The following is a 22,453-nucleotide window of genomic DNA, read 5'->3' as shown; positions in this document are numbered from 1 at the left end:
TAGCCACAGGGTAAGGTCTTCCGCTTTTACAAACTCTCAATTTTTCATATTTAAAACAAACCGTGATAAAATGGTTAAAGAATAATTTTGGTAATCAATATAAAGGAGGCTGTTTACTTGGATAAAAAGCTCATATTAATAGATGGAAACTCGATAGCCTATCGAGCTTTTTTTGCATTACCTTTACTTAATAATCAAAAAGGGATACATACAAATGCGGTTTATGGCTTTGCGATGATTTTAATGAAAATTATTGAAGAAGAAAAACCAACCCACATTATGGTTGCCTTTGATGCAGGAAAAACGACGTTTCGCCATCAAACCTTTAGTGAGTACAAGGGTGGAAGACAAAAAACGCCGCCTGAGCTTTCAGAGCAATTTCCGTTTATACATGAACTCCTTGATGCATACGGGGTTTCGCGATACCAGCTCGAAAACTTTGAAGCAGATGATATTATTGGTACTTACTCGAGGCAAGCTGAAAAAGATGGATTTCACGTTAAAGTCATTTCAGGAGATAAGGATTTAACTCAATTAAGTTCAGATCATATTACAGTTTGTATTACTAAAAAGGGCATTACTGATATGGAGGTTTATACTCCACAACATATTCAGGAAAAATATGGACTTACACCAGGTCAAATCATTGATATGAAGGGATTAATGGGTGATGCTTCAGATAATATCCCCGGAGTTCCTGGGGTTGGCGAAAAAACCGCCATTAAGCTGTTAAAAGAGCACCAAACCTTAGAGAACCTACTAGAATCAATCGATCAAGTGAGTGGAGCGAAGTTAAAGGAAAAATTAGCTGAATTTAAGGATCAGGCCATCATGAGTAAAGAGCTTGCGACCATCACAACCGAAGCTCCGGTGGAACTGCAGCTTTCAGAGCTTGAATACGAAGGAATTCACAAAGATCGAGTCATTCAGATTTTTAAAGAGCTGGAGTTTCAAACATTATTGGAACGAGTTGGCTCTGATTTGGACGAGGAAACATCTGTCGAGCTACAGCCGCTTGATTTCCGGATTGTAGAGGAAATCCAAGAAAATATGCTAACCGAACACACTGCCTTTTATTTGGAAATGCTTGATGAAAATTACCATCATGCTGAAATTATTGGGCTATCCTTTGCAAATGAAACAGGCTACTACTATGTTTCGTTAGAAAACGCCTTAAAATCTGCAGCGTTTAAAACATGGGCAGAAGATGAAAACATGAAAAAAATTGTCTTTGATGCGAAACGGACAGAAGTAGCGTTAAGGCATAAGAGCATTCACTTAGCAGGGATTGAGTTAGATTTATTGCTGGCTTCGTACATTTTGAATCCTGCAGAGGCGGTTAATGAAGTAAGCGCAATTGCGAAGCGCTATCAATTTAGCGATGTATTAACAGATGAGCAAGTTTATGGCAAGGGCGCGAAACGACATATACCACAAGAGCAGCAGGTGGCAGAGCATTTAGTTCGTAAAGCTGATGCGATGATGGTTTTAGCTGAAAAGCTCGTCCAAGAGCTAAAGGACAATCAGCAATATGAATTATTTACTGAATTGGAAATGCCGTTATCGCTTATTTTGGCAGATATGGAATATCAAGGGATCACCATCGATGAAGAACGCCTTCGCAAAATGGGTGAGGAAAACAATCAAGCCTTGCTCGGGCTTGAAAGAAATATCCACTCATTAGCTGGGGAGGAATTCAATATCAATTCTCCGAAGCAGCTTGGGGTTATTTTATTTGAGAAGCTAGGATTACCCCCAGTTAAAAAAACAAAAACTGGATACTCGACATCTGCTGATGTATTGGAAAAACTAGAGCATAGTCACGACGTAATTAAAGAAATTCTCCATTTCCGTCAGCTTGGTAAACTGCAATCAACCTACATTGAGGGCTTACTAAAGGTCATGGATCCGACTACGAAAAAGGTTCATACGAGATTTAATCAAGCGTTAACCCAGACGGGTCGCTTAAGCTCAACGGATCCAAATCTGCAAAATATCCCGATTCGCTTGGAGGAGGGGCGGAAAATTCGCCAGGCATTTGTGCCATCTGAACCGGGCTGGTATATATTCGCTGCCGATTATTCGCAAATTGAGTTAAGGGTTATGGCTCATATTTCCGGTGATGAAAAATTAATACATGCCTTTAATGCTGGCCTTGATATTCATACGAAAACGGCGATGGATGTTTTTCATGTAAGCGCAGAGGAGGTTACCTCGAATATGCGCCGTCAGGCAAAAGCTGTAAATTTTGGGATTATATACGGCATTAGTGATTATGGACTTTCGCAATCGCTTGGAATTACTCGAAAGGAAGCTGGATTATTTATTGAGCGCTACCTGGAAAGTTATCCAAGTGTGAAGGAATACATGGAGGTAATCGTCAAGGATGCAAAGCAAAAGGGGTATGTTTCTACCTTGCTACAGCGCCGACGTTATATCCCGGAGATTACTGCTCGCAATTTTAACATTCGAAGCTTTGCAGAACGTACAGCAATGAATACGCCGATACAAGGTAGTGCGGCAGATATTATTAAAAAAGCGATGATTGATATGGCTGACCGTTTGAAGGCTGAAAAGGTTAAAACAAGACTATTGCTTCAGGTCCACGATGAATTAATTTTTGAAACACCAGAGGAAGAAATTGAGATTTTGAAAAAAATTGTGCCAGATGTGATGGAGAATGCAATCCAACTGAAAGTGCCATTAAAAGTCGATTACGCTTACGGACCTACATGGTTTGATGCGAAATAAACAGTAATCAGCATTGATGAAAGGTGGAGGCAGCGCTTGCCAGAACTACCAGAGGTTGAAACAATAAAACGTACTTTAGAGGCATTAATCCTAAATAAACAAATTGACAGGGTTGCGGTTTTTTGGCCGAAAATCGTGAAGCATCCGGAAGAAGTTGAACAATTCCAGGATGCGCTTAAAGGTCAAACCTTTCTAGAAATGGGGCGTCGAGGCAAATTTTTGATTTTTTATAGTGATGATTTTGCACTTGTATCCCATTTAAGAATGGAAGGGAAATATGGCCTGTTTGAAAGTGACGAGCCTGTTGATAAACATACACATGTCATTTTTTATTTTACTGATGGGACTGAGCTTCGCTATAAGGATGTCCGCAAATTTGGCACGATGCATTTATTCTTAAAGGGGACCGAATTTAATCAACTTCCGCTTTCGCAGTTAGGACCAGAGCCGTTTTCACCTGAGTTTACGTTAGAATTCCTGACTGAGAAATTAGCATCGTCTAATCGAAAAATAAAAGTGCTTCTCCTCGACCAAACAGTAATGGTTGGTTTAGGGAATATTTACGTCGATGAAGCCTTATTTAGGGCTCGTATTCATCCTGAACGTTTAGCATCATCTCTAAGCAGTGGTGAAATAGCGATATTACATCGGGAGATTATTGCGACCTTAACGGAAGCTGTTGAAAAAGGTGGCAGTACGATCCGCTCCTATGTAAATTCCCAGGGTCAAATCGGTATGTTCCAATTGGAGCTGTTTGTTTATGGAAAGAAAGCTGAGCCGTGTGTGAACTGCGGAACAGAGCTGCAAAAAATGGTTGTTGGAGGACGGGGGACGCATTATTGTCCGGTTTGCCAGCAATTAAAATAGCATAAACTTTTGTGAGCCATATAACAATGGATGGGCACCTTCCATATACTATCATAGCGATTGACAGGAAGGGGCTTATCACAATGGCGCATTTGATCTCACTTTTTCTGCTAGCTTTTGCTGTCAGTCTTGACAGTTTTAGTGTTGGGTTAACGTACGGATTACGAAAAGTTCGTATCCCGTTGAAATCAATCTTGATTATTTCGGGCTGCTCTGCAGTTGTTTTGTTTTTCTCGATGAGCATTGGGCACTTTTTAGAACGATTGTTTTCGACGAAATTAGCTGAGAGTCTTGGGGGATTCATATTAATTCTCCTTGGAGCTTGGGTATTGTTTCAATTTTTCCGTCCGGAAAAGGTTACGGAACCTACGGAAATTGAAAGTACGATCATTAATTTTGAAATAAAGTCGTTAGGTGTAGTGATACAAATATTGAAAAAGCCGCTGTCGGCTGACTTCGACCAATCAGGCGTGATAACTGGAATCGAAGCGTTCATGCTTGGCTTAGCTTTGTCACTTGATGCAATGGGAGCCGGAATCGGTGCGGCGATGTTGGGATTTTCACCACTGATATTAACGGTTTCTGTGACAGTGATGAGTTTTTTATTTGTATTTATGGGGATGAGATTGGGCGGTATTTTTTCAAAATATGAATGGATACAAAAATTTTCATTTATCCCAGGCGTCATATTAATCATTATTGGAATGTATAAATTTTAGTTTTATTACGGGAAGGGTTATGTTATGGCTGTAATTATCGGATTAACAGGTGGAATTGCTAGTGGGAAAAGCACGGTGTCAAACATGCTAAAGGAGCTAGGAATTCCTGTTATTGACGCAGATGAAGAGGCACGCCTGGCGGTCGAAAAAGGGGAAAAGGCATATTACGAAATTGTAGAGCATTTTGGCGAAGATATTTTACTTGAGGATGGGTCGATTGATCGTCCGAAGTTAGGCAGTATTATTTTTCCGAATGAAGAAAAGCGAAAAATCCTCAATAGCATTGTCCATCCGGCTGTAAGACAAAATATGCTACAGAAAAAAGTACAATATGTTGCCGCTGGACATCAATTTGTGGTGTTAGATATTCCGCTTTTGTTTGAAAGCAAGCTTACCCATATGGTTGATAAAATTTTGCTGGTATTTGTCGATAAACAAACACAGCTTGACAGATTGATAGCGCGAAATAATTTTACTGAGTCAGAAGCTAAATCACGAATTGCATCACAGTTGCCCCTAAAAGAAAAAAAACAATGGGCAGATGATATAATCGATAACAATGGTACTATTGAGGAAAGCAAACAACAACTGCTGACGATTTTAACGAAATGGGGCTACACAAATCGCTAATTAGTATAACCCAAAGGAGAAGCTATGTGGCTTCTCTTTTGTTATGGTAGCATAATTACTGCTTTAAGCCTTGCTAGGGATAAAACTTTTTAAAAATCCGCAAATTAATGCTCACAAATGCGTTTTAATATGTTATACTATTTACAACTAAGCGAACATAAAAGTATAACATATTGCGGAAGGAGCCATACAATGAAGGCAAAAGTAGCGATTAATGGTTTTGGACGAATTGGAAGAATGGTATTCAGAAAGGCAATCCTTGAAAATGATATCGATGTGGTAGCGATTAATGCCAGCTATCCGGCCGAAACGTTAGCACATTTAATAAAATATGATACTACTCATGGACAATTCCCTGGTGAAGTAATTCCAAGTGAGGATGCTCTTACTGTAAACGGTAAACGCGTACAATTATACGCTAACCGTGATCCAAAGCAATTACCATGGGGAGAGCTTGGCATCGATGTTGTTATCGAGGCTACAGGTAAATTTAATGCCCGTGATAAAGCAGCATTACATTTAGAAGCAGGCGCTAAAAAGGTTATTTTAACTGCTCCTGGTAAAAATGAAGATGTTACAATCGTAATGGGTGTTAATGACGAAAAATTAGATATCGAAAAACATGATATTATTTCAAACGCTTCATGTACAACTAACTGTTTAGCACCTGTTGTAAAAGTTCTTGATGAAGAATTCGGAATCATTAACGGTTTAATGACAACAGTTCATGCTTACACAAATGACCAAAAGAACATTGATAACCCACATAAAGATTTACGTCGTGCCCGTGCTTGTGCGCAAAGCATCATTCCAACTTCTACTGGAGCGGCAAAAGCACTATCTTTAGTATTACCACAAATGGCTGGTAAGCTTCATGGAATGGCACTTCGTGTCCCAACACCAAACGTTTCTTTGGTGGACTTAGTTGTGGACTTAAAGAAAGATGTAACAGTGGATGAAGTGAATTCTGTATTCTACGCTGCTGCAAAAGGTCCGTTAAAAGGTATCCTTGATATCACTGATGAGCCGCTTGTATCGATTGATTTTAATACAAATGAAAATTCAGCAACGATTGATGGATTATCGACAATGGTAATTGGCGATAACAAAGTGAAAGTACTTGCTTGGTACGATAACGAGTGGGGCTATTCATGCCGTGTTGTTGACCTGTTAAAACATGTTGTAAAGGCAATGTCTAAAAGCACTGTAAATTGTTAATAAATGATTTCAAAATAACTAAAAGCTGCTTACCGATTTGGGGATCGGTAAGCAGTTTTTTTGTTTAAAGTACATAAGGTTTTGTGATTTTTAGTTGATTATCATGGGAGCTACTTGTCCAATTACCATCTTTTTTATAAGATAGAAGAGGATAGAAATCAATGAAGAAAAATTATTTAGAATTGGAGCGCTGACGAATGAAATGCCCTTCATGTCAACACCATAATACACGTGTTCTCGATTCTCGACCAGTTGATGAAGGAAAGTCGATTCGCCGCAGGAGAGAATGTGAACAATGTAGTTATAGGTTTACTACCTTTGAAAAAGTAGAGGAAATTCCACTTATTGTGGTTAAAAAAGAAGGAACTCGAGAAGAGTTTAATCGTGAAAAGATTTTACGAGGTTTAATTAAGGCTTGTGAAAAACGTCCGGTTGCCCTAAAAGAACTCCAGGAAATTACAATTGAAGTTGAAAAGGAGCTTCGCAATCAAGGCGTATCAGAGATTAAAAGTGATATGATTGGCGAAATGGTGATGGACAGGCTAGCAAAAATCGATGAAGTCGCTTATGTCCGCTTTGCTTCCGTTTACCGTCAATTTAAGGATATTAATGTATTTATCGATGAGCTAAAGGAATTAATAAAAAAGGAAATTTAGTAAATTTAGTGAGAGCTAAAGTCGTGTTTTAGCTCTTTTTTTCAATTTTATTGAATGAAAGGTTTGTGTTTTTATGGCCTATCATTGGCAGGAAGTTGTTCCACAAGATCGATACTTGGTTGCTTTAAAGGGGCTATTGCATGAATATGATCGCAAAGTATTAACTTTTTTATACCAGCCCATAATAGGTGCAACTAGTCTCAGTCTCTATATGACGCTTTGGGCTGAAATAGAGGGAAATCGTTTATGGTCTGAACCAAAGACTCATTATTTTTTAATGGATATTATGGGGCTCCAATTAAATGAAATTTACGAGGCCAGAATCAAGCTAGAAGGAATTAATTTACTTACCACTCTTGTCAGAAATAATGAAGAGGGAAGAGATTTTATTTATCAATTAATGCCCCCGAAGACTCCTGAACAATTTTTTTCATCCGATTTATTGAATGTTCCATTATCAAAAAATATTAGTGATACTCAGTATAAAAAGCTTCAACATTACTTCAGTAATAAATCTGCTGAGGCATTTAAAGAATTTGAAAATGTTTCTAAAGATTATGATGAAATCTTTGAATTTGTCTCTCCTAAAGCAATCGAATCGGCACGAAGGTCAGCAAAAATCCCTACTGAAATGGGAAATGAGTACGTTGGAAGAAAAGAGACCGGTGAAATTGAAATCAGCCAGTCCTATATTGATTTTGATATACTAATGGCGGGATTATCTGAAAATATTGTCCCCAAAAGTGCGTTAACTGAAGAAGTAATCGACGCAATCAATAAACTATCATTTTTATATGGAATTGATGCGATTGAAATGAAAAATCTCCTAATGGATGCTACCGATAACGGCATTACAAACATTGATGTATTAAGAGATCGCGCTCAAATTTGGTATGAGCTCTATCAAGGCGGTCTTCCAACGCTAGTTGACCGAACTCAACCAACTTTATATAAAGAAGAGATGAAAGAGCACATGACGGAGGAAGACAAGTTTATTCATTACTTAGAAACGACTTCTCCACGTAAATTTTTAAAGGATCAAGGTGGAGGAGAGCCGTCAAAGGTTGATTTAAAACTTATAGAGGACATTATGTTTCAAAAGGATTTGCCTTCTGGAGTCATAAATGTGCTAATAGATTATGTCATGAAGACAAATGATATGAAGCTGCCTAAAAGCTTAACAGATAAAATTGCTAGCCATTGGGCACGCAAGAAAGTAAAACGGGTTAAGGATGCTATGCAACTTGCCCGTAGCGAATACAAAAAATACGAGCAATGGGCGCCGCGTGATACTTCTAAAAATAAGCGTACAACAACGAAAAAGCCAATTCGAACGGAGCTCTTGCCAGAGTGGTTTCATGAGAAGGACAGCAGCTCTAATGATCACATGAAAACTAATACCAATAAACCTCTAAGTGATAATAACCAACCAAGCTCAGGTCAAAATCAATCAGAACTGGACGATTCTGATTTTGAAGCAAAAAAGCGTGCATTAGAAGAAAAAATAAAAAATATGCGAAAATAGGAGGTGGATAGCATAATATGGAAAACATTAGAGATACGCTAAAACGGTTAGGAGCAAACGAAAGCTTCCAAAAGCGATATGAGAAAATGCGTGCCAATATTATGAACAATCCAGACGTTCGCGCATTTTTATCACAACATCGTGATGAAATCACAAATGATATGGTAGAAAGAAGCTTAATGAAGCTTTATGAATATTCGACGCAAAGTAAGGAATGCCGAAACTGCAGCAGCCTTGATGCATGTAATAATTTGATGAAGGGCTACCAACCGGAACTAGTGATTCGCAGAAATTCAATCGATATCCAATATGACCGTTGTCCTCGTCAAATAATGTACGATGAGCAAAGAAAGAACGAGAAGCTCATCCAAAGTATGCATTTTCCTAAGGACATGCTTCATGTGACTTTTAAGGATATTGATGTGAATACAAAAGGACGCCTACAGGCAGTGGAAAAGGCCTACCTTTTTGTGGAAAACTATGTTGCAGGAAATAAACCAAAGGGTTTGTACCTGTATGGCCAATTCGGTGTTGGTAAATCGTTCTTATTAGGAGCCATTGCAAATGAATTAGCGGCCCAAAAGATTCCGTCAATGATTGTTTATGTGCCTGAACTTTTTAGGGAGTTGAAAAATTCGATAGCTGATTCGACGCTGAACGAAAAGGTCGAAGCCATCAAAAAGCAGCCAGTGTTAATGCTTGATGATATTGGTGCGGAAACGATGTCAAGCTGGACTCGTGATGAGGTACTAGGTCCAATTTTACAATATCGAATGCTTGAAAATTTACCGACCTTCTTCACCTCCAATTTCGATTTCCATGAGTTAGAACATCATTTAACTTATACTCAACGTGGCGAAGAAGAGAAAATGAAGGCGCGACGGATCATGGAACGGATTCGTTATTTAGCCGAATCAATCCAGCTTGATGGACCAAACCGTCGCCTATAATATTTGATTATAAAACCAGTGAACATAAGCTATATCGTTCGCTGGTTTTTTTATAGCCTCAATCCCTCTGGAAAGCTTCTAAAATCGGACATCCCCCCATATATATATAATCAGAGATTTCAAAAAGGGGGGATTTGGTTGATTGAAATCCACTTTCAGCGCCGAGAGGATGCTATGCCGTTTTATCAATTAGTCAAAAAAAATCTATTAACCTCTCAACCTGACAATCACATTCTTCTTGAAGAGGAACAATGCATTGTAACAATTTTAACTGAAGCTTTAACTGAAAAAGCTTTTTATGGAATAAAGAAACTTTTTTATGAATTTATCCTGTATACGAAATGTGATGATTGGTTCCGGTCCATTTTAACCGAGCGCTTTCTTTACTCAGATGAGGAAGAAATTCAGCAAATACTTGATATTATTCATTCAATTTTAGAAGGAGAACGAAGCGAATTAGCTGAGTTTGTTAAGGATTATGAAGAGAAAAATTTACTTAAGAAAGCCATCCACCAAGTGATGAAGCGAAATATTTCGTTTTCGTTTGATTCTTTTGTGAAATTTCGACTTCGTGAATTTTGTGCTAGGCTCGAAAGGTATGTCGAGCTTTCCATAGATGAATATAAAATGGAGCAGGAATACCAAATGTTCATCCAAACTCTACGTGAGTTCATATCAACAAGGTCATCGTTATTAGCCTGCTTGCACATCTTAATCGATGAGGATATTATGTTTTTCGACGCGCAGTTTTCAGAGCTTAAGAAAATGCAATTGACAAAAATGATTGACCGAAAGCTTTTGTTTAATCACCCTGTTTATGTTGACTCGACGACGATTGCTCCGCTGTTATCAATCGCACCTGAAAATATATATTTATACTGTAAAGAGCCGGACCAGCCATTAATCCGGACCATCCGTAACATCTTTGAAGAAAGAGTACTGATTAATAGCATTTCTGCATTTCATGAACGAAGATACGATCGTTCGGAAATTGACAAAAGAATCCCTTGATTTTCCTGAAATGACACACTATAATAACGTACATAATAACTGAATCATTTTTGTGATGATAAGGACATGGGTATTCTTTTACGGTTTCTAGAGAGGGAAGACTTGGCTGGAAGCTTCCTAGCACGAATCGAATGCTTACCACCTTTGAACTTCAGCTGTGAATCTGAATTAGCCATGTATGAGCTTTAGCGTATGGTCATTCATTAGTAATAGTTGACGGCAACCTGCCGTTACCAGATCCAAAGTCGTTTTCCGCTATAAGAACTTGCGGAAAAATGTGAACTAGGGTGGAACCACGTGTATACAACTCGTCCCTTCTACAGGGACGAGTTTTTTTATTGCTTTAAAGCAGTGGGGGACAGTCCCCCACCCCGTTAAAGCGCTACTTTATTAAAGGAGGATATTACAATGGCAGATGTTGTTAAGATTACGTTTCCAGATGGAACAGTTAAGGAGTTTCCTAAAGGAACAACAACAGAAGAAATCGCTGCTTCCATTAGTCCAGGACTAAAAAAGAAAGCCATTGCCGGTAAGTTAAACGGAAATATGGTCGATCTTCGCCGTGCGATTGAAGAAGACGGAGCAATTGAAATTGTAACGCCAGAACATCAAGACGCTCTTGAAGTGCTTCGCCACAGTACTGCACACTTAATGGCTCAAGCAATCAAGCGCTTATATAAAAATGTAAAATTAGGAGTAGGTCCAGTCATCGAAGGCGGTTTCTACTACGATATCGATCTTGAAGAATCGCTTACACCAGAAGACCTTCCATTAATCGAAAAAGAAATGGCGAAAATCGTTAAAGAAAATATCGAAGTGGTTCGTGAAGAAGTGAGCCGCAATGAAGCTGTCCAAATCTACAAGGAAATTGGCGATGAATACAAGCTTGAATTAATCGAAGCCATTCCTGAGGAAGAAACAGTTACACTTTATAAGCAAGGTGATTTCTTTGACCTTTGCCGCGGTGTTCACGTACCGTCAACAGGCAAAATTAAAGAATTCAAATTGTTAAGCATTGCCGGAGCATACTGGCGAGGTGATAGCGACAATAAAATGCTGCAACGTATTTACGGAACAGCTTTCTTCAAAAAAGAAGACCTTCAAGAGCACTTACGTTTGCTTGAAGAAGCAAAGGAACGTGACCATCGTAAAATTGGTAAAGAGTTAAACATTTTCACAAACTCACAATTAGTCGGTCAAGGTTTACCACTATGGCTACCGAAGGGTGCAACAATCCGTCGTATCATCGAGCGTTATATCGTTGATAAAGAAGTGAGCCTTGGTTATGATCATGTTTACACTCCAATTATGGGAAGTGTAGATTTATACAAAACTTCTGGTCACTGGGACCACTATCAAGAGGATATGTTCCCAATTATGGATATGGACAATGAGCAGCTTGTGTTGCGTCCAATGAACTGTCCGCACCATATGATGGTATACAAAAACGGAATTCACAGCTACCGTGAGCTTCCAATTCGTATCGCTGAGCTTGGCACAATGCACCGCTACGAAATGTCAGGAGCATTATCAGGCCTTCAACGTGTACGTGGAATGACTTTAAACGATGCGCACGTCTTCGTTCGTCCCGACCAAATTAAGGATGAATTCAAGCGTGTCGTAAATCTAATTCTAGAGGTTTACAAGGATTTCAATCTTGGCGATTATTCATTCCGTCTATCCTATCGTGATCCACAAGATACTGAAAAATATTTTGACGATGATGCGATGTGGGAAAAAGCGCAAAGCATGCTGAAGGAAGCAATGGATGACTTAGGACTTGATTATTATGAGGCTGAAGGGGAAGCGGCATTCTACGGTCCGAAGCTAGATGTTCAAGTGAAAACTGCACTTGGTAAAGATGAAACACTATCGACTGTGCAGCTAGACTTCTTGTTACCTGAACGCTTTGATTTAACTTACGTTGGTGAAGACGGCAAACAACACCGTCCGGTCGTTATCCACCGTGGGGTTGTATCAACAATGGAGCGCTTTGTTGCCTTCTTGATTGAAGAATATAAAGGAGCATTCCCAACATGGCTTGCACCTGTGCAGGTTCAAGTGATTCCGGTTTCACCAGATGTTCATTTTGAATATGCGAAAGAAGTTCAAGCTCAACTAAAAGCATCAGGTATCCGCGTTGAATTGGATGGCCGTAATGAAAAAATCGGTTATAAAATTCGTGAAGCACAAATGCAAAAAATTCCTTACATGCTCGTTGTCGGCGATAAGGAAGTTGAATCAAAAGCTGTTAACGTACGTAAATATGGTGAGCAAAACTCAGAAACTGTACCATTTGATCAATTTTTAGCAGACCTAAAAGCTGAAGTAAATCGTTAATGGTAACTCTTACCTAACAGAGAAAATAAAAAAGGACTTGTCAAAATTCAATTCCATGTGTTAAGATTCTCTTTGTTGTGATAAAAACATCGTTTGACACATGGTCTATATTTATGATATAGTTATCGAGGTAAATTGAATACGAGTTTGAGAAAAGAAGAAGCACCCGCTTCTCACCTGATTGACGCTCCTAGCTGTCGGTAGGTTTACGATAAACATGTTTATTATTGTATGTTAACGTAAGTGTGGGTGTATTGCACCCACACTTTTTTATTTGCATTATAAGCGGTTTATAATCTGTCGATTCAACTTTGTGCTAATCATTAGGTGAGATTCGGAAGGAAGCTGATTTGCATAATTTCGATTTCAATTCTTGATCCAAACGTTGTATTCGCTGAAAAAACCTTGGAGGTGTCTAACTATTAGTAAAGACATGTTGTTAAACGAGGGTATCCGTGCCCGTGAAGTTCGTCTCATCGACCAAAATGGCGAGCAGTTGGGGATTAAGACAAAAACCGAAGCGCTTGAAATCGCTGCACGCGTTAATCTTGATCTCGTACTAGTTGCTCCGAATGCAAAGCCTCCAGTAGGCCGTATTATGGACTACGGAAAATTTAGATTCGAACAACAAAAGAAAGAAAAAGAAGCGCGTAAAAATCAAAAGATCATTACAACTAAAGAAGTTCGCTTAAGTCCAACAATTGATGAGCATGATTTTAACACGAAGTTAAGAAATGCAATTAAGTTCTTGGAAAAAGGCGATAAAGTAAAAGCATCGATCCGTTTCAAAGGACGTGCCATTACTCATAAAGAAATTGGTCAACGTGTTTTAGTTCGTTTTGCGGAAGAGTGCAAAGAAGTTGCAACAGTTGAATCACATCCGAAAATGGACGGCCGTAGCATGTTTATGGTCTTAACACCTAAAAACGACAAGTAATAAGGAGGAAGCTCTAATGCCAAAAATGAAAACTCACCGTGGCGCTGCTAAGCGTTTCAAAAAAACCGGAACAGGTAAATTAAAGCGTGACCACGCATATACTAGCCACTTATTTGCTAACAAATCTACTAAAGCTAAGCGTAAGCTTCGCAAAAGTGGAATGGTTTCAAAAGGCGATTTCAAACGCATTCGTTTCTTATTAACTAATCTTAAGTAATCTCGAACTCAACGATTTATATAGGAGGGAATTTACATGCCACGTGTTAAAGGCGGTACAGTTACGCGCAAGCGTCGTAAAAAAGTTCTTAAATTAGCAAAAGGTTATTTCGGTTCAAAACATACATTATACAAAGTTGCTAACCAACAGGTTATGAAATCATTACAATATGCATTTCGTGACCGTCGCCAGAAAAAGCGCGACTTCCGCAAACTTTGGATCACTCGTATCAACGCAGCAGCACGCATCAACGGTCTTTCTTACAGCCGTTTAATGCATGGTCTTAAGCTTGCTGGTATCGAAGTAAACCGCAAAATGCTTGCTGACCTAGCTATTTCTGATGCACAAGCATTCGCTCAATTAGCAGAAGTTGCTAAACAACAAAACAATAAGTAATTATTGTTTTAAAGCGCCATCCTCACTTTGTTGGGGATGGCGCTTTTGTTTTTTTTGTGTGTGAGTAAGATTATGTGTGTGTATCATGCCCATGCACCGCCGATACTGCTAGAGCGGTAACCATAGGGGACGAATGGTGCCCATGGACCGTCTAAAAACGTCATAGCGGTAACCATATGGGACGAATGGTGCCCATGGACCGCCGAAAAACGCGAGAGCGGTAACCATAGGAGACGAATGGTGCCCGTGGACCACCCTAAATCGCAAGAGCGGTAACCATAGAGGACGAATGGTGCCCATGGACCACCCAAAATCGCGAGAGCGGTAACCATAGAGGACGAATGGTGCCCATGGACCGCCAAAAAACACAAGAGCGGTAACCATAGGGGACGAATGGTGCCCATGGACCGCCAAAAAACACAAGAGCGGTAACCATAGGGGACGAATGGTGCCCATGGACCGCCGAAAAACGCGAGAGCGGTAACCATAGGGGACGAATGGTGCCCATGGACCACCCAAAATTGTGAGAGCGGTAACCATAGAGGACGAATGGTGCCCATGGACCGTCTAAAAACGTCATAGCGGTAACCATATGGGACGAATGGTGCCCATGGACCACCAAAAAACACAAGAGCGGTAACCATATGGGACGAATGGTGCCCATGGACCGTCTAAAAACGTCATAGCGGTAACCATATGGGACGAATGGTGCCCATGGACCGCCGAAAAACGCGAGAGCGGTAACCATGCAGGACGAATGGTGCCCATGGACCACCCCAAATTGTGAGAGCGGTAACCATAGAGGACGAATGGTGCCCATGGACCACCCAAAATTGTGAGAGCGGTAACCATAGAGGACGAATGGTGCCCATGGACCGTCTAAAAACGTCATAGCGGTAACCATATGGGACGAATGGTGCCCATGGACCACCAAAAATCGCGAGAGCGGTAACCATAGGGGACGAATGGTGCCCATGGATCACCCAAAATCGCGAGAGCGGTAACCATAGAGGACGAATGGTGCCCATGGACCGTGAAAAAACGCGAGAGCGGTAACCATAGCTCGTGCCCTCTAAAAATCAACAAAATGAGACGACTTGCCATGACCTAAATTTTGGTAATTTTTCATCAGTATCCTCCGAATCGTTTTTTTAGAAATCCCCACACCACACCATTCTTGAACTAACTTTGTCGTAATTCTCAAATCGGGAAAAAGAAACTTCAATTCCTCAATATTCCTTATCACGGCTGCATCCAATTCATGAATCCCCCCACATCTCCTACAAACCAACTTATTCTCCACTACCACCGTATCCAACGAAAAACACGTCCCGCAAAGCATGCCTTTTCCCGTCGATTCCCAGGTATAAGCTGGAATTTTCATATTCTTTGACACAGGTAGGTGCAAAGATAACAATTTTTCAGCGAAATTATAATGTTTTTCAGTTAAATGTGCAGGTAGATTGTTTAATTTTTTCATAAAGCGGTATAGTTGGGATGGAAAAATGATAGGCATTGAAGGTGGAGCATGATAAAGTTGAAAACCGGGGTTAACGAAAATTAATAATGGCTTGATTTCTAACTGAAAACCAAGTTCACGCTTTAATTGGCGGATTAAAGTTTCGCTTCGTTCTAGCTGTATCATTGGATTTTTAATATCATTTTTAGGGAAGGTGTACCATTTATTATCTTCTAAATAATAATCACCTTCCATATTCTTGACATCCAATTGGTATAATGTGGTTTGGGTGATTATAAAAGTATCAATTTGAAATTCGTTGTTGTTTGATTCTAGGAGGACATCATTCAAGACAAGGCAATTTAGTGTGAGGTTTGAGAGTAGTAGTTGATCGAAGAGGGGTTCACCAGTATACCCTTTTTCTAAGGTCGAACAGTAAAGTTTTTGTTTGTCAGTCAACTCTATTCTTGCATTTAGAGACCTCATATACGTTAATGCAGTAGGTACAGGACGCTGTTTACAGATTTCCATATTCCATATTTCATCTCCAATCTTATATTGATATATTAATTTTAGGGAAAATAAAAATATTTTACAAGCAAAAGCAATAAAAGGGAGGCTCAAAAATTTGAATATCATCACCTGGATAGTCATCATCATAAACGTTATTGGATTCTTTTTAATGGGGGAGGATAAAAGACGAGCAAGAAATCACGAATACCGAATTTCAGAACGTACACTTTGGCTAACGGCGATTGTTGGAGCAGCACTCGCGATGACGATTGCAATGCAAGTGTTTCGTCATAAAACGAAACATACGAACTTCAAGCTTGGTTTCCCGCTGCTGGCCATTATCCAAGTCGTTCTCATTGGCTATTTTTTAATAAAATAAACAAAATGTCATATATCCTTCATCAATCGAAAATATTATCATTTAAAATAGAGACGGAATCACGTGTTGCAACGTCTTATTAATTGAATGCAAGCCAAAACAAGGAGGAGGCGCAGCAAGCATGATTCTGTATTTTCTCTTTGCCTATTTCTTAGGAAATATTATGACAGGGTATTTTATCGTGAAGCTGTTTGGTAAGGAAGATATACGTCAGCAGGGGAGTGGAAATGTTGGTGCGAGAAATGCTGGCCGCATTCTTGGAAAGAAAGGCTTCGTGCTCACTTTCTTAGGAGATGCATTAAAAGGGGGACTTGTAATTCTTGTCGCCAAGAACTTCGAGTTTACAGATGAAATCACACTGCTTGGGTTAGCTCTAGCAATCCTTGGCCATATTTTGCCTATCCTCCTCCGATTCCAAGGTGGAAAAGGGATTTCGACATTTATCGGAGGGATCATCACGTTTGAACCATTCGCAATCCCTGTCATTATTATAGGTTTCCTCGTCATCTATTTATTTGTGAAAAGCTTTACTTTTGCAGGGTTAGGTTCATTTTTGTTACTCCCGGTTATGCTATATTTTTTAAAATACTCGAGCATTAGCATTCTCATCATAGTACTAATCACAATCGTGCTTTATTTTGCCCACAGCGAAAATATTAAGGAAAGGCTGAACAAACATGAGCGAAAATCATGATTACATATTCAAAATCGCCAATCATCCCCAAGAATTTCAGCAAATCCATCAACTCAACTATCAAACATTTGTGAAGGAAATTCCGCAGCATCATGAAAATGAGCAAGAAATGTTAATTGACCCCTACAACGATGAAAATACATATATTATTTGTATAAAAGAAACACAGGTCATCGGGATGATTGCAATCCGCGACAAGCGCCCGTTTTCCTTGGATAAAAAAATTGGACAGGTTGAAGCCGCGCTCCCGAAGCATATCGAAGCCAAAAAACCTTGTGAAATTCGCTTATTATCTGTCGCAAAAGAATATCGCCATGGCAGAGTATTTCTCGGATTGGCACAATTTTTGGCACGCTATAGTTTGAGGAAAGGCTTTGATGCGGCAGTAATTTCTGGAACGACTCGCCAGCTTAAGTTGTACCGACAAATGGGGTTCGAGCCCTTTGCTCACCTAGTGGGCAGTGAGGACGCCCAATATCAGCCGATGTATTTAACGAAGGAAACCTTTGACCAATCGCTTGCAGGCCGAATCATTAAACCGATGATTCATTTTCTGCCTGGCCCTGTTCCAATTTTACCAGAAATCAAAGCAGCCTTTGCAGCTGAACCAATTTCCCATCGCTCAGAAGCGTTCATTGATCATTTAACCAACACGAAAAAGCGTCTTTGCCAAATTACAAACAGCCAGCATGTGCAAATTCTTCTTGGTTCGGGTACGTTAGCGAATGATATGATTGGCGCTCAGCTATCATTATTAAATAAACCTGGACTCATCTTAATCAATGGCGAATTTGGCACAAGGCTTAAATTGCAGGCTGAACGCTTTGGCCTCATATTCGATACAATCGAAAAGGACTGGGGACAACCAATTTTACCCCAAGAGATTCTTGGGAAAATAAAAACTGACCAAACGCCACCAGCCTGGATTTGGATGGTTCATAGTGAAACCTCAACTGGCATCCTAAACGATCTTGATGCAGTTAAAGCCATCGCTGCTCAACACGACATTAAGCTTTGTGTGGATTGCATTAGTTCATTAGGGACAGTCCCTATTGATTTGGCAGGAGTATATTTAGCGTCTGGTGTCAGTGGTAAAGCGCTTGGAGCTTTCACAGGGCTATCGTTTGTGTTCCACCAACATCACGTCATGCCGTCAAAGCGACTACCGAATTATATCGATCTCGGACTTTATGAGGATAATGATAGCATTCCATTTTCACATTCTTCAAATCTTATCAACGCATTACATACTGCAATACAAATGGATAATGATGCGCGAATCCGGAAAATAAACCAGCGTTATCACCTGATTCGAAATCACTTAGAGGAGCGAGGAATGGAGATTCTTGCGCCGATAAACCACGCTTCTCCAATTATTATGACAGTTGTCATCCCGAAGTCGATCTCTTCAACTGCCATTGGTGAATTGATTCGTTACCAGGGCTATCAGCTTCATTATCGAAGTGATTATTTACGTGAGCGAAATTGGATTCAGATTGCAACTATCGGTGATTACGATGTTGAGGATATTGAAAAAATGGTGTCACTACTTGAGAATGTCACGCAATATGAACAATTAGCGATGACGAACGAAATAACAATATGAGGAGAAAATAAACATGAATTTAGAGAAACTATTTACGATGCAAAAAGGTCTAGATAGCCATATTGAAGCCCAGCATAATTTGCAAACTGAAGACTTATTCGATCGAAAAGTTCTTGCTTTGCTCGTTGAATTGGGCGAACTGGCGAACGAAACACGCTGCTTTAAATTCTGGAGTTTGAAGCCCGCGTCAGAAAAGGAAGTCATTCTTGAAGAGTTTGTTGACGGCATTCATTTCATTTTATCGTTAGGCATTGAAGCGGGCTTTACGGATGAAATCAATCTTAACGATGAAAAACCGCAAGCAGAGTCGTTGACTGAACAATTTTTAACAACCTATGCTACAATCGAACAGTTCCGCCAAAGCAAGACGCGACAAGCATATCAAGAGATGTTCCAAGAGTGTCTCTACATCGCCCAATTACTAGGATTTACGTCTGCCGAAATCGAACAGGCATATATTAAGAAAAACGAAGTAAATTATGAGAGACAAGAGCAAGGCTATTAACTCAAATTTTTTACAAGACAACATAGCGTTTTGTATAATGAAGTACAAATACATATTAAGGGAGTCGAACTAAATGGCGAAATTAGATGAAACGTTAGTCATGCTAAAAGATTTAACTGATGCCAAAGGAATTCCCGGCAACGAGCGTGAAGTGCGCGAAGTGATGAAAAAATATATTGCTCCTTACGCAGACGAAGTGACAACTGACAATCTTGGTAGCTTAATCGCTAAGAAGACAGGTAAAGCCGGCGGACCGAAAATTATGGTTGCAGGTCACTTGGATGAAGTAGGGTTCATGATTACAAATATTGATGATAAAGGCTTCTTGCGCTTTCAAACGGTTGGAGGCTGGTGGGGACAGGTTATGCTTGCCCAACGGGTTACGATTGTGACAAGTAAAGGTGAAGTAACCGGGGTGATTGGCTCGAAGCCACCGCACATTCTATCTGCTGATGCAAGAAAGAAACCAGTTGAAATTAAGGATATGTTTATCGATATCGGGGCATCCAGTCGTGACGAAGCGAAAGAATGGGGCATTAAGCCAGGTGACATGGTCGTTCCTCATTTCGAGTTTACGGTCATGAACAATGAAAAAATGCTCCTTGCAAAAGCGTGGGATAACCGTATCGGTTGTGCGATTGCGATTGAAGTATTAAAGCGCCTGCAAGGTGTTGACCATCCAAATGAAGTTTATGGGGTGGGAACGGTTCAGGAAGAGGTTGGCCTACGTGGGGCCAAAACATCTTCTTATAAAATTGAACCGGATATTGCTTTTGGCGTTGATGTCGGTATTGCTGGCGACACTCCGGGCGTTTCTGAAAAAGAAGCACTTGGAAAAATGGGTGCGGGTCCACAAATCGTGCTTTATGATGCTTCAATGGTATCTCACAAAGGTTTGCGCGATTTCATCACCGACCTTGCTGATGAACAGGAGATTCCATATCAATTTGAAGCGATGCCTGGCGGTGGAACAGATTCTGGTGCAATTCACCTCTCACACAACGGTGTGCCTGCATTATCAATCGGAATCGCAACACGCTATATCCACTCACACGCAGCAATGCTTCACCGAGATGATTTTGAAAATGCCGTTAAACTTATTGTTGAAGCGATTAAACGTTTAGACAAGGAAACAGTTGACCAAATCACTTATCAATAATAAGAAAAAGGGTACCGCATCAATTCCAACGCGGTACCCTTTATTATTTTTTGAAAGGCTGTGTTTAAGAGCAATGTTGATTTTTACACTTGTTGATTGCAGCGGAAGGCACGTAGACTCCTACGGGAGTAGCGGGACAGGTGAGACTACAGGCTCACCGCACGCCCCGTGGAAAGCGAAGTGCCTGGGAGCGGAAATCAACAATTATGTTTAACAGCGCTTTTTGAAAAATAAAGCTGAAACAACACATCATAGGATTATTGTTTTAAACCACTTTCAAGTGTTTGCAGCATTTCCAACCGCTCATCCTCAGAAGCATTTTGCCATATCACTTCAAACAGAACACCAAGTCCAGGGAGCATTTTTTCCTCGCCATTTTGAATGGCATCAACAATCGTATCGCGTAATTCATCCTGAGAATTTCCAGATACATTGTGGATAACTGCATTTCTTAAATTAAAATTCATTCGTATTCGCTCCTTTATTATCCATTTCCATTTCAAATTCTATCTTTTCCCTATTATCATTTTTTTATGTATGAAAATTAAGTTATAATAGAAGAACTGAATTTGAAAGTTAAAGGTGTGACAAACGTGAAGCATATTCACTCTGTTAAAAATCCGCAAATAAAAGAATGGAAAAAGCTATTAACTAAAAAAGAACGAGACAAAACTGGAACATTTTTGATTGAAGGCTATCATTTAGTTGAGGAAGCGTTGAAGCAGGAAAATGTGATTACTGAGTTGATTGTCAATGAAGCGGCCGAGCTTCCGCCGCATTGGAATTATGGCTCAATACCGGTAACAACTGTTACTGAAGAAGTGATTAAAACATTATCAGATACAGAGACGCCGCAGGGAGTCATTGCTGTTTGTCGGCAAGAGCAGGTTAGCTTGGATGTATCAAGCGCAAAAACGTTTTTGTTAATTGATGCGGTTCAAGATCCTGGCAATGTTGGCACGATGATTCGTACAGCTGATGCTGCTGGTATTGACGGGGTTATCGTTGGCAAAGGCAGCGTTGATGTGTATAATCCGAAGGTGTTGCGTTCTGCACAGGGCAGTCATTTTCATCTGCCAATTATCACAGGTGACCTAAATAATTGGATTGAAACTTTACAGCAAAAAGGCATACCAGTTTATGGGACATCACTAGAAAACGGTCAAAATTATCGGGAAGTAACACCGACACACGAATTTGCTCTAATAGTTGGCAATGAGGGTAGCGGCGTTGCAAAAGAGCTGCTCCAGCAAACAACAAGCAATCTCTACATCCCGATTCACGGCAAAAGCGAATCACTAAACGTTGCCGTCGCAACAGGAATTCTTTTGTATTATTTTAAATAGTGCTAATACTTGATTGTTAATTGGGGCGGAGGGCATGAAGAATCCTGCGGGTAAAAAGGGCATAGGGAGACCCCACAGGCGTTATAGCGCCGAGGAGGCTCCCTGCACCGCCCGCGGAAAGCAAAGTGCCCGGAGCACCAATTAATAAAGAACAAAATGGGCGATTAATTTTATAGAAATATTTGAATCTGTTAGTAAAATGTACTATAATTAACTGCAAATTGCATGACCAAAAAAACGTTGATGGAGAAAAGTAGCTTTTCACCAGCCATTTAGGGAGAAAATGCCGAGACTGGAAGCATTTTTATGGTAAGGGAAAGTGAAGTTCACCTCCGGAGTTGGCATCGGGACCATTATGAAAAGTAGCATGCTGCCACACAGGCGAGCCGCTTCCGCTTTTCTAGTGTAAAGATGCATCGGCTAAAAAGTCGTTATCCAATTAAGCGAACAGGCATTGTTTGACGTGCTTGTTAATAAGGGTGGTACCGCGAACCAAACCTCGTCCCTTTTTCGGGCACGAGGTTTTTTTGTATGCAAAAAATGCATGACCAAGAAAACGAAGGAGGAAAAAACAC

Annotated in this window: 21 protein-coding genes and 2 other annotated features; of the genes, 19 read left to right on the top strand and 2 right to left on the bottom strand. The window is 40.1% G+C overall.

Going from position 1 to position 22,453, the window contains the following annotated elements:
* Positions 1 to 117: 117 nt before the first annotated feature.
* The 13 genes from polA to rplT all read left to right on the top strand — a co-directional run bounded on the left by polA (position 118) and on the right by rplT (position 14,217).
* Positions 118 to 2,751, top strand: coding sequence for a DNA polymerase I (gene polA / locus FXW34_RS03515; protein WP_147532594.1), 2,634 nt, complete (start codon positions 118 to 120; stop codon positions 2,749 to 2,751).
* A 36-nt stretch (positions 2,752 to 2,787) separates the two neighbouring features.
* Entirely contained in the window at positions 2,788 to 3,618 is an 831-nt protein-coding gene (gene mutM, locus FXW34_RS03510; RefSeq protein ID WP_147532593.1) for a DNA-formamidopyrimidine glycosylase, read from the top strand.
* An 83-nt stretch (positions 3,619 to 3,701) separates the two neighbouring features.
* A complete protein-coding gene (gene ytaF, locus FXW34_RS03505) occupies positions 3,702 to 4,337 on the top strand; it encodes a sporulation membrane protein YtaF (RefSeq protein WP_147532592.1) in 636 nt (211 codons plus the stop codon).
* Positions 4,338 to 4,361: 24 nt separating this feature from the next.
* Entirely contained in the window at positions 4,362 to 4,967 is a 606-nt protein-coding gene (coaE, locus tag FXW34_RS03500; protein WP_147532591.1) for a dephospho-CoA kinase, read from the top strand.
* 192 nt (positions 4,968 to 5,159) lie between these two features.
* Positions 5,160 to 6,185: a glyceraldehyde-3-phosphate dehydrogenase gene (locus tag FXW34_RS03495; RefSeq protein WP_147532590.1), complete on the top strand. Its 1,026-nt coding sequence runs from the start codon at positions 5,160 to 5,162 to the stop codon at positions 6,183 to 6,185.
* Between the two features lie 197 nt (positions 6,186 to 6,382).
* Positions 6,383 to 6,841 carry a transcriptional regulator NrdR gene (gene nrdR, locus FXW34_RS03490; RefSeq protein ID WP_147532589.1) on the top strand — a complete coding sequence of 153 codons (459 nt, stop codon included), beginning with the start codon at positions 6,383 to 6,385 and terminating at the stop codon, positions 6,839 to 6,841.
* Between the two features lie 73 nt (positions 6,842 to 6,914).
* Positions 6,915 to 8,366: a replication initiation and membrane attachment family protein gene (locus FXW34_RS03485; RefSeq protein WP_147532588.1), complete on the top strand. Its 1,452-nt coding sequence runs from the start codon at positions 6,915 to 6,917 to the stop codon at positions 8,364 to 8,366.
* A gap of 17 nt (positions 8,367 to 8,383) precedes the next feature.
* A complete protein-coding gene (dnaI, locus tag FXW34_RS03480; protein WP_147532587.1) occupies positions 8,384 to 9,316 on the top strand; it encodes a primosomal protein DnaI in 933 nt (310 codons plus the stop codon).
* Between the two features lie 138 nt (positions 9,317 to 9,454).
* Complete coding sequence (gene ytxC, locus FXW34_RS03475) at positions 9,455 to 10,327, top strand: putative sporulation protein YtxC (protein ID WP_147532586.1); 873 nt, start codon at positions 9,455 to 9,457, stop codon at positions 10,325 to 10,327.
* Between the two features lie 408 nt (positions 10,328 to 10,735).
* Positions 10,736 to 12,667: a threonine--tRNA ligase gene (gene thrS / locus FXW34_RS03470; RefSeq protein WP_147532585.1), complete on the top strand. Its 1,932-nt coding sequence runs from the start codon at positions 10,736 to 10,738 to the stop codon at positions 12,665 to 12,667.
* 148 nt (positions 12,668 to 12,815) lie between these two features.
* Positions 12,816 to 12,945, top strand: a sequence feature (ribosomal protein L20 leader region).
* Between the two features lie 155 nt (positions 12,946 to 13,100).
* Complete coding sequence (gene infC / locus FXW34_RS03465; protein WP_147532584.1) at positions 13,101 to 13,604, top strand: translation initiation factor IF-3; 504 nt, start codon at positions 13,101 to 13,103, stop codon at positions 13,602 to 13,604.
* A gap of 16 nt (positions 13,605 to 13,620) precedes the next feature.
* On the top strand, positions 13,621 to 13,821 hold the full coding sequence (gene rpmI, locus FXW34_RS03460; protein WP_147532583.1) for a 50S ribosomal protein L35: 201 nt from the start codon (positions 13,621 to 13,623) through the stop codon (positions 13,819 to 13,821).
* Positions 13,822 to 13,857: 36 nt separating this feature from the next.
* Positions 13,858 to 14,217 (top strand): 50S ribosomal protein L20, encoded by a 360-nt coding sequence (gene rplT / locus FXW34_RS03455; protein ID WP_147532582.1) that lies wholly within the window; start codon positions 13,858 to 13,860, stop codon positions 14,215 to 14,217.
* Between the two features lie 1,072 nt (positions 14,218 to 15,289).
* Here the strand turns inward: rplT and FXW34_RS03450 are convergent.
* Positions 15,290 to 16,207, bottom strand: coding sequence for a nuclease-related domain-containing protein (locus tag FXW34_RS03450; protein ID WP_187118819.1), 918 nt, complete (start codon positions 16,205 to 16,207; stop codon positions 15,290 to 15,292).
* 97 nt (positions 16,208 to 16,304) lie between these two features.
* Here FXW34_RS03450 and FXW34_RS03445 point away from each other — a divergent pair, with 97 nt between their 5' ends.
* The 5 genes from FXW34_RS03445 to FXW34_RS03425 all read left to right on the top strand — a co-directional run bounded on the left by FXW34_RS03445 (position 16,305) and on the right by FXW34_RS03425 (position 20,532).
* Complete coding sequence (locus FXW34_RS03445) at positions 16,305 to 16,568, top strand: DUF1294 domain-containing protein (RefSeq protein ID WP_147532580.1); 264 nt, start codon at positions 16,305 to 16,307, stop codon at positions 16,566 to 16,568.
* Positions 16,569 to 16,689: 121 nt separating this feature from the next.
* The gene (locus FXW34_RS03440; RefSeq protein WP_147532579.1) at positions 16,690 to 17,262 is read left to right on the top strand and encodes a glycerol-3-phosphate acyltransferase; all 573 of its coding nucleotides are present in this window, start codon (positions 16,690 to 16,692) and stop codon (positions 17,260 to 17,262) included.
* A complete protein-coding gene (locus FXW34_RS03435; protein WP_147532578.1) occupies positions 17,246 to 18,868 on the top strand; it encodes an aminotransferase class V-fold PLP-dependent enzyme in 1,623 nt (540 codons plus the stop codon). The genes FXW34_RS03440 and FXW34_RS03435 overlap by 17 nt, the downstream gene beginning before the upstream one ends.
* A 13-nt stretch (positions 18,869 to 18,881) precedes the next feature.
* Positions 18,882 to 19,373, top strand: a complete 492-nt coding sequence (locus tag FXW34_RS03430) for a dUTP diphosphatase (protein ID WP_147532577.1) — start codon at positions 18,882 to 18,884, stop codon at positions 19,371 to 19,373.
* Positions 19,374 to 19,446: 73 nt separating this feature from the next.
* Complete coding sequence (locus FXW34_RS03425) at positions 19,447 to 20,532, top strand: M42 family metallopeptidase (RefSeq protein ID WP_147532576.1); 1,086 nt, start codon at positions 19,447 to 19,449, stop codon at positions 20,530 to 20,532.
* A gap of 257 nt (positions 20,533 to 20,789) precedes the next feature.
* Here FXW34_RS03425 and sspI read toward each other — a convergent pair whose 3' ends face one another.
* Positions 20,790 to 20,999 (bottom strand): small acid-soluble spore protein SspI, encoded by a 210-nt coding sequence (gene sspI / locus FXW34_RS03420; protein WP_147532575.1) that lies wholly within the window; start codon positions 20,997 to 20,999, stop codon positions 20,790 to 20,792.
* A 126-nt stretch (positions 21,000 to 21,125) separates the two neighbouring features.
* Between sspI and FXW34_RS03415 the strand changes: the two genes are divergently transcribed.
* A complete protein-coding gene (locus FXW34_RS03415; protein WP_147532574.1) occupies positions 21,126 to 21,878 on the top strand; it encodes a TrmH family RNA methyltransferase in 753 nt (250 codons plus the stop codon).
* Positions 21,879 to 22,109: 231 nt separating this feature from the next.
* Positions 22,110 to 22,388, top strand: a binding site (T-box leader).
* The last annotated feature ends 65 nt before the right edge of the window (positions 22,389 to 22,453 follow it).

This window comes from Bacillus marasmi, assembly GCF_902168435.1.
GTDB lineage: Bacteria > Bacillota > Bacilli > Bacillales > Cytobacillaceae > Bacillus_BU > Bacillus_BU marasmi.
The sequence above is the reverse complement of the archived record's forward strand: the minus strand, read 5'-3'. Positions and strand labels throughout refer to the sequence as shown.